The following is an 11,934-nucleotide window of genomic DNA, read 5'->3' on the forward strand; positions in this document are numbered from 1 at the left end:
ATTAAATGAGTGGCTAATATATGTAAATTAGCAACAAAATTTATTCTATGAACAATAAGCTTATCAGCATAGCAGGACTTTTAGCATTTTTGGCTGTGGGCCTAGGTGCATTTGGTGCTCATACCCTCAATGAATTATTAACAACCGAAAAGCTAAATAGTTTTGAAACTGGTGTGAGGTATCAATTTTACCATTCATTAGCACTTCTAATTATTGGTCTAAATGCCAATAAACTAAATGCTACTGCCTTAATTGGAAAATTCATGCTTATTGGAATAGTATTCTTTTCATTTTCTATATATCTATTGTCCTTACAAGACTTAATTGGAATTAATTTATCATTATTAGGTCCAATAACTCCTATTGGAGGGCTTTTACTAATGCTTTCATGGCTCATTTTAATTACCAAAAATTACAAGAAAACACAACTTTGATTTTTTAAAAGACGTTTTTAAAGAATAAATTTATTGACCAAAGTGCTATTATGTGTTTTTAAAGCCCAAAAAACTGTACATTTTTTCAAAAATTTATAATGCTTAAAAAGCACATTATTGTCTTAATTATACTCTAACTTAGTGTTTGATATACACACTTTTTAAATTTTGATTTTTGAAATTCTTATCTGAAAAACTCTATTTTTTTTTTGGTCTACTAGATATAAATTTTAATCTTTGTCAGCCAACAAAAAGAATTTAACTATGAAAAATGTGAGCATCAAATCCTTAGAAGATTTGAGAATTACTGAAGTTAATGCAAATTGGAACCTTTCAGCCGAACAACTTACTGAGATATCTCTTTCAAAGAACTACGCCACTTTGGCAAATTCTGGTGCTATTTCTATCAATACAGGAGAGTTTACCGGACGTTCACCTAAGGATAGGTTTGTAGTCAAAGACAGTACTACTGAAAATGTCGTTTGGTGGGGCGATGTCAATATTCCTTTTAGTCCTGAAAAATACCACACTCTTTATAATAAAGTAACAGAATACCTCAAAGGTAAAGACGTATATGTCAGAGATGTTTATGCTTGTGCAGATGAAAATTTTCGATTAAACATTAGAGTAATCAACGAATACCCTTGGTCTAACCTATTTGCCTACAATATGTTCTTACGACCAACTGAAGAAGAACTTAACAACTTCACTCCCGATTGGTCGATTATTAATGTACCAAGTTTTATGGCAAATGCTGAAATTGATGGCACTAGACAACATAACTTCGCTATCATCAATTTTACCGATAAAAACATTTTAATTGGTGGAACTGGCTACACGGGAGAAATCAAAAAAGGTATTTTTTCAGTACTAAATTTCATTCTTCCACATGAGAAAAATGTACTTTCAATGCACTGTTCAGCCAATGTCGGTGCTAATGGAGATACTGCTGTGTTTTTTGGACTATCTGGAACAGGAAAAACTACCCTATCTGCCGACCCCAATAGAAAATTAATTGGTGATGACGAACACGGTTGGAGCGATAATAGTGTGTTTAATTTTGAAGGAGGGTGTTATGCTAAGTGTATTGATTTAACCGCCGAAAAAGAACCCGATATTTTTGCAGCAATTAAAAAAGGTGCTTTACTAGAGAATATAATCTTTAAAAACGGCACAAAAGATGTTGATTTTGAAGACAGTAGCATTACTGAAAACACTAGAGTCAGCTATCCTATTGACCATATCCGAAATATTGCTATTCCATCAATGGCAAGTGCACCCCAAAATATTTTCTTTTTGACTTGCGATGCTTTTGGTGTATTACCTCCAATATCTAAACTGAATACTGGACAAGCTATGTATCATTTTATTTCTGGCTATACAGCCAAGGTAGCTGGTACAGAAGAAGGTATTACAGAACCTAGCACTACTTTTTCGGCTTGTTTTGGAGAACCATTCTTGCCCTTACACCCTACTAGATATGCCGAGCTATTAGGCGAAAAAATGAAAAGTAGTCAAGTTAATGTTTGGCTAGTCAATACGGGTTGGTCAGGAGGAGCTTATGGAATAGGCTCACGATTAAGTTTAAAATATACACGTTCTTTAATAACTGCAGCTTTAGAAGGCAAGTTAGAAAGTGTAGAATATAAAAAACATGAGGTTTTTGGTTTGGCTATGCCAAGCCAATGCGATGATGTTCCCTCAGAAATTTTAAACCCAAGAAATACATGGGAAGATAAATCAGCGTATGATTTAAAAGCCAATGAATTGGCACAAGCGTTTAATAATAACTTTGATAAGTATTCGGATTTTGCTAATCAAGAAATATTAGATAGCGCACCGAAGTTAAAAGTACTTTCGTAAAAAGTAAAGCAAAAAAAAACCATTCATTAGAATGGTTTTTTTTGTGTCTATACCCTTGATTATTTAGAGAATTTAGAGTATTTGTTTTTAAACTTATCAATACGACCTGCAGTATCGACTAATTTCATTTTTCCAGTGTAATAAGGATGTGAATCTGAAGAAATCTCCATTTTAATAAGAGGATATTCATTACCGTCTTCCCACTTGATAGTATCTTTAGTATTAGCTGTTGATTTTGTTAATACAGTGAAACCTGTTGAGATGTCTTGCATCACTACATGTCTATAATTTTCTGGGTGTATGCCTTTTTTCATTATTCGAATAATTTGGAGTGCAAATATAAACACTTATCACAAACTAGCAAACCCTCTTAAATTTAATTTACCATACTATTATTGATGGACTAACGTTTATGTTATATTTGCAATCATTCTATGGCAATAAGAAATTTTTTCATTGTAATTCTAATCTGTTTAGCATTTAGCTCTTGCAGAAAAGACTTTTTCGCAGAAAGTGGTCCTGGTCAGCTTTCATTTTCTAATGATTCTATATTATTCGATACGGTCTTCACGACAGTTGGTAGTGCTACTAAAAAGTTTGTAGTTTACAATAATAATAACAACCCTGTAACCATAGAAACCATTCGCCTAGCTGAAGATAATCTATCTGATGTTTACAGGATAAATGTAGATGGTATGCCCATCGAACAAAGCCAAAATATAAAAATTGCCCCTAATGATAGTCTTTTCATATTTATTGAAGTAACCATAAACCCAAACAACCAAAATATTCCTTTCTTAGTTAGTAATCGTTTAGAGTTTATTACAAATGGAAAAACACAACTTATTGATTTGGTAGCCTTTGGTCAAAATGCTAATTTTTATACACCATCTGATAATTTGTTCATTGCTGATAAGGATACCATAAATTTTAGATATCATTCCATATCACAAAACACCACTTGGACTAATGAAAAACCCCACGTTATATACGGTTATGTTATAGTAGAGCCTAACGCCACCCTAACTATAGAAGAAGGCGCGCAAATCTACTGTCACGCTAACTCTGGGCTTTTTATTGGCAATCCCATTCTAGGAGCTAATAATGATGGAGGCACCTTAACTGTCAATGGTAGCTTGGGTAATGAAGTTGTTTTTCAAGGCGATAGATTGGAAGATTGGTATCAAGATGCACCGGGTCAATGGAGTCAAATATGGCTATGTGCTGGAAGCAAAAACAGCACTATAGACTATGCCATTATCAGAAACGGAACAGTCGGTATTAAAGCAGATACATTAGGTAGTTCTAGTGAACCCACATTGAAAGTTAATAATACCATCATAGAAAATATGAGTGACATCGGTCTTTTTGCTCAAGGCAGTTATGTTACTGGCTTCAACAATCTTATTAGAAATTGTGGCAGATACAATCTAGTGTTAAATATTGGAGGACGCTATCAGTTTGACCACTGCACCTTTGCTAATTACTACACTTATGGTAGTAGAAATACACCCATTTTATTGATGAATAACTATTACGAAGACATCAACAAAAACATTCAATTGAGACCATTGATTCAGGCTCATTTCACCAATTGTATTATTGACGGAAGTGCTGCCCATGAAATAGAATTACAAAATAATTCTAATAGTGAGTTCAACTATATTTTTGACCATTGTTTAATCAAACTTCATCAAGACTCGTCAATTAATAATTTGAACCAGACAAATAGTATTAAAGTAAATAGTAGTTCTTTTATTTTTCTTGATCCACAAGAACAAGATTTTCAACTTAGCGATAACTCCATTGCAATTGATGCTGGTAAAGCCTCGATTTTGACTAATACTTTATCCTTAGATATTTTAGGAAATAGCAGAGACGGCAACCCAGATATTGGAGCATACGAGAAAATATACTAGATAGACTCAAGAAAACGTAGTGTATCAACACCATCAGCATAATCCTCTAAATCAGGTTGTTGTGCCTTACCAAAAGGAATGTAACCCTTGCCTACAATACATTGAATATCTTCTTTCAATTCGTCAAGTTGAAGTGCCAATGATTCTATTTCATCGTAGTACTCGTAATTTAAGACTGCTACAGGAGAATGCAAGGCTTTGTCCTCTTTGAGAATAAGGAAACCATTTTCTAAGATATTATGATTACCCATCATGTATATGGCTCTGTAATAATCGTAATTATTAGCGTATTTATTATTCAAGACCACATCTTGGTATTCAAAAAAGACTTCAAACAAGAGATTTAAATCATAATTTTTAGGAACATAAAGTTTGGTTACATTTCTACAACCCAAACCATAGTATAAGAAGATATCATTAGCTAATGCTTTTCTTTCATCTAAACTCTCCTCTCCTGTTAGAATTGCTACAGAAGTACGGCTCTTTCTTAACAAAGTAGGATAATCTTTAAAGTAGTATTCAAAATGCTTGAAGGATTCATTACTTCCTGTGGCGATAACAGCGTCGAAATTTTCAACTTTTTCCACTAACTTAATATCATCTTTAAAACGTGGCTCAATTTTTATCAACTCTTCAATGATTGGTAAAAATAAACGGTTGTCTTTAGATGATAGTTTGATAATAGCCCTATGCCCACTCATCAAAACACATAGAAAATCATTAAAACCAACCAATGGAATATTACCAGCCATTATAATAGAAACATTCTTTTTTCCATCAACAGGAATAGAATATGAAGATAACCATGAGGATAGTTTAGTAGAACTCAAATTGTTGCATATAGCTGATATAGAAGACTTTATGTTATTCGATGTAAACCAACCGTTATAAGAAGATGAGGATTGTATGATGGTTTCTAAAGGATGATTTGAATTAGAATTTTCATCACAAAAATCCATTAAAAAATTACCTAATTTTTCAAAAGCCTTTATTCTATCTTCTATTATCATTTCTTAGTATATTTGTACCGCAAAATAAAACTATTAACCTTTTTTAGTTAAAAAAATGGCAATTAAAATTTCTGATGAATGCATAAACTGCGGTGCTTGTGAACCTGAATGTCCAAACAATGCTATCTATGAAGGTGGTATGGAATGGCATTTCTCTGATGGCACTACCCTATCTGGTACCATAACACCTAAGAGTGGTGGTGATTACGATGCTGATGCTTCACAAGAACCTGTCGATTATGACGTTTATTATATAGTTACTGACAAATGTACTGAGTGTAAAGGTTTTCATGATGAGCCTCAATGTGCTGCAGTTTGTCCAGTAGATTGCTGTATTCCTGATGAGGATAATGTTGAGACAGAAGAAGAACTATTATCTAAAAAAGACTTTTTACATTCTTAGATGAAAAACCGATTGTTACATAAAGCCATTTTTATACAATCGATTTTTACTTTGCTTTCTTTTTCAGTTTCAGCCCAAAAAACAGATTTTGCATACTATGAATCTGAAATTCAAAAAATTGCTCCCCTTTTACAAAACGCTAAAAGCGATGAAGAAAAGTTAAAAGCCAATGCTGATTTCATTGAACTTTGGGATTTGGTACTTGACAATCCTAAATCCATGAAGTACGATTTTGAAATGTTAACGACCTTTCCTATTCTCACTTCACAAAATAGAAAATTAAGGATAATAAATTGGTATGTCCCGCTTTCCAATAACATCAATAAATACTTTGCTATTGTTCAGTATTACAACAACAAAAAAGAATACAAAGTAGAATATCTCAAGCCTCTAGAAGGAGAAGTTAAATCTGCAAATTCGCTAAAACTAAACAATAGTCAATGGATTGGTGCTTTGTATTACAGTCTAACACCATTTAAAAGAGGTAAAAAAGACTATTACCTATTGCTTGGTTGGGATGGTAACGATGAAAGAAGTAATAAGAAAATTATGGACGTCCTTTCGATTTCAAAATCCTTGACCTTTGGTGCTCCTATTTTTCGCTATAAAAAAGAACGTTTTCATAGATATATTTTAGAATATAGAGAAGACGCTGCTGTTTCTGTACAATTCAATAACGATATAGAAAGCATAGTTTTTCCAAACCTAACCCCCATTAACGAGGATTTGACTGGACTATACGACTTCTACATACCTGACGGTAGCATAAATGCTTTCGAATTGAAAAACGGCACCTTTAAGTTTAAAGAAGATATTCAAAATCCTCAAAAAGTTAATGTTCCAAACATCAAAAAAATTGACAATGGTTTGTTTCCTAAGTAAAAAGAAAACTGCATTTTTGCATACGTAATATTTCGAATATGAAAAAGCATAATTTTAGTGCAGGACCTTGCATTCTACCCCAACAAGTTTTTAAAGAAGCATCATCTTCCATTTTAAACTTCAATAATTTAAACCTTTCCTTGATAGAGATATCTCATAGAAGTGCTGACTTTGTTGCTGTTATGGAGGAGGCTGTACAACTCGTTAAAGAACTTTTAGAAGTGCCTTCAGGCTATTCAGTTTTATTCTTACAAGGTGGAGCTAGTATGGAATTTTTGATGGTAGCTAGCAATCTAATGAAAGTTGGCGGAAAAGCTGGCTATTTGGACACAGGAGTTTGGTCATCAAAAGCAATCAAGGAAGCTAAATTGTTCGGTGATACTCAAATATTGGCTAGTTCCAAAGACAAGAATTATAGCTACATCCCTAAAGATTATGCTATTCCTTCTGATTTAGATTATTTTCACTGCACTTCAAACAACACTATTTTTGGTACGCAAATAAAAGCGTTTCCACTAACAGATGTGGTTACCGTCTGTGATATGTCATCAGATATTTTCAGTAAGAAAATTGATGTTTCTAAATTTGACTTAATTTATGCTGGAGCACAGAAGAATTTGGGACCTGCAGGGACTACTTTAGTTATTGTAAAAGATGAAATATTAGGACACACTGGTAGAGAAATTCCTACTATGCTAGATTATAAAACACACATAGACAAGGAAAGTATGTTCAACACTCCTCCGGTTTTTCCAATCTATGTAAGCATGCTTACAATGCGTTGGTTGAAAGAGAATGGTGGTGTTAGTTGGATAGAAAAAGTAAATCAGCAAAAAGCAGATTTACTTTACCAAACTATTGACAATAGCTCAATCTTTAAAGGAAGTGCTAATAAAGAAGACCGTTCGACTATGAATGCTACTTTCCTATTGACTAATACAGAGCTAGAAGAAGAATTTAATAAAATGTGTGCTAATGGTGGTATTAATGGACTTAAAGGTCACCGTTCTGTAGGTGGTTACAGAGCATCTATGTACAATGCTATGCCACTAGAGAGTGTCCAAGCTCTAGTAGAAATAATGAACGAATTAGAAAGAAAAGGATAATGACAAAAGTACTTGCCAACGATGGCATCTCACAACTAGGAATTGACACTTTAGAATCTGCTGGTTTTGAAGTGATAACTCAAAAAGTAGCCCAAGAGCAATTGGCTAATGTGATTAATGAAAAGAATATTAGTGTTTTATTAGTAAGATCGGCTACTACGGCTAGAAAAGAACTTATTGACGCTTGTCCAAACTTAAAAATGATTGGTCGTGGTGGTGTTGGAATGGATAATATTGATGTAGACTATGCTAAAAGCAAAGGCTTAGAAGTGGTTAATACTCCTGCAGCATCTTCTGAGTCAGTAGCTGAACTGGTATTCTCTCACCTATTTAATATGGTACGTTTTGTGTACGATTCTAATCGACAAATGCCATTAGAAGGAGATTCTAAATTTAATGAATTGAAAAAGGCTTATGCTAAAGGTACAGAGTTGAAAGGCAAGACACTAGGGATTATTGGCTTTGGAAGAATTGGTCAAGAAGTGGCCAAAAGAGCTATTGGACTAGGTATGAAAGTTATTGCTAATGATAAATTCATCAAAAATGCTACAGTTGAGTTAAATTTCTTTGATGGACAAACAGCCAATTTTGATATAAAAACGGTTTCCTTTAATGATGTTCTTAAAGAAAGTGATTACATCACCCTTCATATTCCTAAACTTTCTGATAAAGCTGTTATTGGCGAGAAAGAAATAGAAATGATGAAAGATGGCGTAGGAATTGTCAATGCTGCTAGAGGTGGCGTTATAGATGAAGATGCTTTAATGAGTGCCTTAGATAGTGGCAAAATATCATCTGCAGGTTTGGATGTGTTTGAAAATGAGCCTAAACCTAAAATCAAACTATTAATGCAGTCCAATGTTTCTTTAACACCACATATTGGTGCAGCGACCAATGAAGCTCAAGATAGAGTAGGTAAAGAGTTAGCCGATAAGATAGTATCTTATTTTAACTAATTTGCCCCCCCCTTAAAAGCCTTTAAAATTGTATTACTATGGCAAAAATAGTCCCTTTTCGTGCAATACGTCCTAGTCGAGATAAAGTCTCTCTAGTAGCTAGTCGTTCCTATCTTAGCTACTCTAAAGAAATACTCGTTGAAAAACTTGAAAACAACCCTTATACTTTTCTTCACATCATCAACCCAGATTATTCAGCTGGATATGAGGTTAATAGCAATGACGAAAAATTTAAACTTGTCAAAGAGAAATTCAATAGTTTTATAAAAGAAGGAATATTCAAAAAGGATAATTCTGATAATTTCTACATCTACCAAAAAGATAATGAGGACGGAAATTCATTTATTGGAATAATAGGTGCAGCCTCCGTTATGGACTATCAAAATGGCAAAATTAAAATACACGAGCAAACCCTACAAAAAAGAGAAGAACTGTTCAAAACTTACCTACAAACCACAGGCTTTAATGCTGAACCCGTTCTATTAACTTATCCTAATCATCAATCCATCGATAAGATTATAAAGCGTTATGCTCAAACTAGAGCCGAATACGAATTTACGACCACTAATAAATCCCAACACAAACTTTGGTTGGTCAATGATGAAAAAGACATTCAATCAATTGAACAATCATTTAGTGAAATTGAAAATCTATACATAGCTGACGGCCATCATCGATTTGCTTCTTCTAGCCTACTAGCTAAAGAGTCTAAAAATATAAACAACTCAAATACACAATATTGCATGAGTTACCTTATAGCTGAAGACCAATTGCAAATAATTAGCTTTAACAGACTTCTTAAAAGCTTAAACGACCTATCTGATGAAGACTTTTTAACTCAAATTAAGAAAAAATATCAGCTTAAGGAAGTTCAAAAGGCTTTAGTACCAACTCAAAAAGATGAAATCTCACTATATATTTCTAAAAAATGGTATTCTCTTATTGCCAAAGAAGAATACGTCAATAGAACACATTGTGTAGAAAAATTAGACCCAGCTATATTATCAAATAATATTTTAGCCCCCATTCTAGGTATAACAGACCCAAGAAATGACAAACGTATGTCATTCATTGATGGCACTCATAGCTTAGAGGAAATTCAACAAAAAGTCGATTCCGGAGAATTTAAAGCCGCTTTTTTGCTAAAACCAATAAGCGTAAATCAAATAAAAGAAGTAGCCGACCAAGGTGAATCTATGCCACCTAAAAGTACTTATATTAAACCCAAACTAAGAAGCGGTATGTTAATTTATGATTTTGAGGATTAAATGAATATTAAAACTAACATATCAAATATACTTCTTGATTTAGATGAAAAGGTTCAATTGGTAGCTGTTTCTAAAACAAAACCTACAAACTACATTCTTGAAGCATACCAAGCAGGTCAACGCATATTTGGAGAAAATAAAGTTCAAGAATTAGTCGAAAAGTCTGCTATTCTACCAGATGATATTCAATGGCATATGATAGGTCATCTTCAAACCAATAAAGTAAAATACATCGCACCATTTGTTTCTCTTATTCACGCCGTAGATTCTAAAAAGCTATTAATTGAAATCGATAAAAGAGCTAAACAGCATGATAGAGTGATTCACTGCCTTTTGCAAATTCATATTGCGCAAGAGTCTAGTAAGTTTGGATTGAACGAAGATGAGGCTTTAGAATTATTGGAAATGAAGCTAGCTAACGTCAGCATTGATGGATTAATGGGAATGGCAACTTTTACAGATAATAAACAACAAATAAGAAGTGAATTTAAGTCCCTAAAAAACACTTTTGAAAAAGCTAAAAGTAAATTTCATAAATTATCTATCCTATCTATGGGAATGAGTGGCGATTATGATATTGCCATTGAAGAAGGAAGTAATATGATTAGAATTGGCTCATCTATATTTGGTAACCGATAATTACTTTTGCTTACTAATTAATTCCCACATTTTGCCAACTTCTTTATTTTCAGAACCCCTATAAACCTGACCAGTTTCTTCATCAATTAATATCCATTTAGTTGGACATTTTGTAATTACTTTAAGCTCTACAGCTTTATCTAAATCCTCAACTTCTACTTTATTTATAATTCTAGTTTTTTTCGTCATATCAATAGTATTGTGCTATTTCTCTTAATTGGTCTAAAATACGATTTGTTTGTTTAGCATTTTCATCAGAAATTATGGTTTTTATCTTGGAATTCATATCAGCTAAAATCACATCTATTTCTTTTAAAACAGATAGGCCTCTTGAGGTGATAATAATTGCAATTCTTCTACGGTCTTTAGTAGATACACTTCTGTTCACTAAATCTTTAGAAATTAACTTATCTACTAATCTAGATACATTAGAAGACTTATCTAACATTCGATGCTCTATATCCATTAAAGCAATAGATTTGCCCTTCTGCCCTCTTAAAATTCGTAACACGTTATACTGTTGAGGTGATAAGTCATAAGGTTTAAACAAACGACTAGTTATTAAATTCAACAGATTTGCTGAATAGATAACATTTATTGTAAGTTTTTCTTGCTCTGAATCAAACTTTGATTGGGAAATGGATTGTTCTAAACTCATAAATACAAATATATGTATAAACATTATATGTATATACAATTAATTTTGTATATTTAGACTATGATTAAACATTACAACATTAGTAATCAAGCATACGGTGAATTTAATGGTGGTGACATCATTGAAAATAAACCAATTGGCTTTCCACAAGACGGTGGAAAACTAAAACCCTATTCAAATTTATTCTACTGGGCACACGCAAGTGCTAAAAAAGACAGTGTTATAGGTTTGCATCCACATCGAGGATTTGAAATTATGTCAATTGTATTAAAGGGCAATATACAGCATTATGACACCCTACTTAAAGAATGGATACCGTTAGAAAAAGGCGATGTTCAGTTAATTCAGTCAGGCTCGGGCATTTCTCATGCTGAGGCAATGCAAAGTGAGTCAGAAATATTTCAGATTTGGTTTAATCCCGACTTAAGAAAAACATTAAGTCATCCAGCTAAATATCTAGACATTAAGGGCAAAGATTTGCCACAAACTAATAATATTACTACAATAGTTGGTAAAGACTCCCCTGTTCAATTAGAAAGTGAAAAGATTGAAATCACCGAAATAGCATTACAAGTCGGTAAGTTTCAAATGGAAATTGAAAAAGAATTTTACTACTCTTTCTATCTTATAGAAGGCGAATTAATGATACACCAAGTCCATGTTTCTGAAAATGGTTTTTTTATCGTTGAAGATGAAGAATCATTGAATTATGAAGTTTTGGTTAATGGAAGAATGCTCTGTATAAAGTCTCCAGTAACCCTATCCTATCCTGTTTATTAAAAAAGGCCCCGTTCTG

Annotated in this window: 14 protein-coding genes; 10 read left to right on the forward strand and 4 right to left on the reverse strand. The window is 33.0% G+C overall.

All coding sequences use genetic code 11. The annotated features are described in order from the left end of the window. Positions 1–47: 47 nt before the first annotated feature. Positions 48–434: a DUF423 domain-containing protein gene (locus tag ISP71_00305; protein ID MBL6662520.1), complete on the forward strand. Its 387-nt coding sequence runs from the start codon at positions 48–50 to the stop codon at positions 432–434. 264 nt (positions 435–698) lie between these two features. Further along, the gene (pckA, locus tag ISP71_00310) at positions 699–2,297 is read left to right on the forward strand and encodes a phosphoenolpyruvate carboxykinase (ATP) (GenBank protein MBL6662521.1); all 1,599 of its coding nucleotides are present in this window, start codon (positions 699–701) and stop codon (positions 2,295–2,297) included. 59 nt (positions 2,298–2,356) lie between these two features. Here the strand turns inward: pckA and ISP71_00315 are convergent, their stop codons facing one another. Then, the gene (locus ISP71_00315; GenBank protein ID MBL6662522.1) at positions 2,357–2,611 is read right to left on the reverse strand and encodes a type B 50S ribosomal protein L31; all 255 of its coding nucleotides are present in this window, start codon (positions 2,609–2,611) and stop codon (positions 2,357–2,359) included. Positions 2,612–2,731: 120 nt separating this feature from the next. Between ISP71_00315 and ISP71_00320 the strand changes: the two genes are divergently transcribed. Then, entirely contained in the window at positions 2,732–4,216 is a 1,485-nt protein-coding gene (locus ISP71_00320) for a hypothetical protein (GenBank protein MBL6662523.1), read from the forward strand. Here ISP71_00320 and ISP71_00325 read toward each other — a convergent pair. Then, on the reverse strand, positions 4,213–5,226 hold the full coding sequence (locus tag ISP71_00325) for an acyl-CoA reductase (GenBank protein ID MBL6662524.1): 1,014 nt from the start codon (positions 5,224–5,226) through the stop codon (positions 4,213–4,215). The genes ISP71_00320 and ISP71_00325 overlap by 4 nt on opposite strands. Positions 5,227–5,281: 55 nt before the next feature. On the opposite strand from ISP71_00325, the gene ISP71_00330 reads away from it, so the two are divergent. Genes ISP71_00330 through ISP71_00355 form a run of 6 tightly spaced genes read left to right on the forward strand, consistent with a single transcriptional unit; the run spans position 5,282 to position 10,480 of the window. After that, positions 5,282–5,629: a 4Fe-4S dicluster domain-containing protein gene (locus tag ISP71_00330; GenBank protein MBL6662525.1), complete on the forward strand. Its 348-nt coding sequence runs from the start codon at positions 5,282–5,284 to the stop codon at positions 5,627–5,629. Further along, positions 5,630–6,511: a hypothetical protein gene (locus ISP71_00335; protein MBL6662526.1), complete on the forward strand. Its 882-nt coding sequence runs from the start codon at positions 5,630–5,632 to the stop codon at positions 6,509–6,511. Between the two features lie 38 nt (positions 6,512–6,549). Continuing rightward, positions 6,550–7,617 carry a 3-phosphoserine/phosphohydroxythreonine transaminase gene (gene serC, locus ISP71_00340; GenBank protein MBL6662527.1) on the forward strand — a complete coding sequence of 356 codons (1,068 nt, stop codon included), beginning with the start codon at positions 6,550–6,552 and terminating at the stop codon, positions 7,615–7,617. Further along, complete coding sequence (locus ISP71_00345) at positions 7,617–8,573, forward strand: D-2-hydroxyacid dehydrogenase (GenBank protein MBL6662528.1); 957 nt, start codon at positions 7,617–7,619, stop codon at positions 8,571–8,573. Before serC ends, ISP71_00345 begins: the two co-directional genes overlap by 1 nt. A 38-nt stretch (positions 8,574–8,611) precedes the next feature. Beyond that, positions 8,612–9,841, forward strand: a complete 1,230-nt coding sequence (locus tag ISP71_00350; GenBank protein MBL6662529.1) for a DUF1015 domain-containing protein — start codon at positions 8,612–8,614, stop codon at positions 9,839–9,841. Then, on the forward strand, positions 9,842–10,480 hold the full coding sequence (locus ISP71_00355; protein MBL6662530.1) for a YggS family pyridoxal phosphate-dependent enzyme: 639 nt from the start codon (positions 9,842–9,844) through the stop codon (positions 10,478–10,480). Here the strand turns inward: ISP71_00355 and ISP71_00360 are convergent, their stop codons facing one another. Both ISP71_00360 and ISP71_00365 read right to left on the reverse strand, forming a co-directional pair. Next, positions 10,481–10,669 (reverse strand): hypothetical protein, encoded by a 189-nt coding sequence (locus ISP71_00360; GenBank protein MBL6662531.1) that lies wholly within the window; start codon positions 10,667–10,669, stop codon positions 10,481–10,483. Between the two features lies 1 nt (position 10,670). Further along, positions 10,671–11,138, reverse strand: a complete 468-nt coding sequence (locus ISP71_00365; protein ID MBL6662532.1) for a MarR family transcriptional regulator — start codon at positions 11,136–11,138, stop codon at positions 10,671–10,673. A gap of 60 nt (positions 11,139–11,198) precedes the next feature. Between ISP71_00365 and ISP71_00370 the strand changes: the two genes are divergently transcribed. Then, positions 11,199–11,918 (forward strand): pirin family protein, encoded by a 720-nt coding sequence (locus ISP71_00370; GenBank protein ID MBL6662533.1) that lies wholly within the window; start codon positions 11,199–11,201, stop codon positions 11,916–11,918. The last annotated feature ends 16 nt before the right edge of the window (positions 11,919–11,934 follow it).

This window comes from Flavobacteriales bacterium (genome assembly GCA_016779995.1).
Lineage (GTDB): Bacteria > Bacteroidota > Bacteroidia > Flavobacteriales > UBA7312 > UBA8444.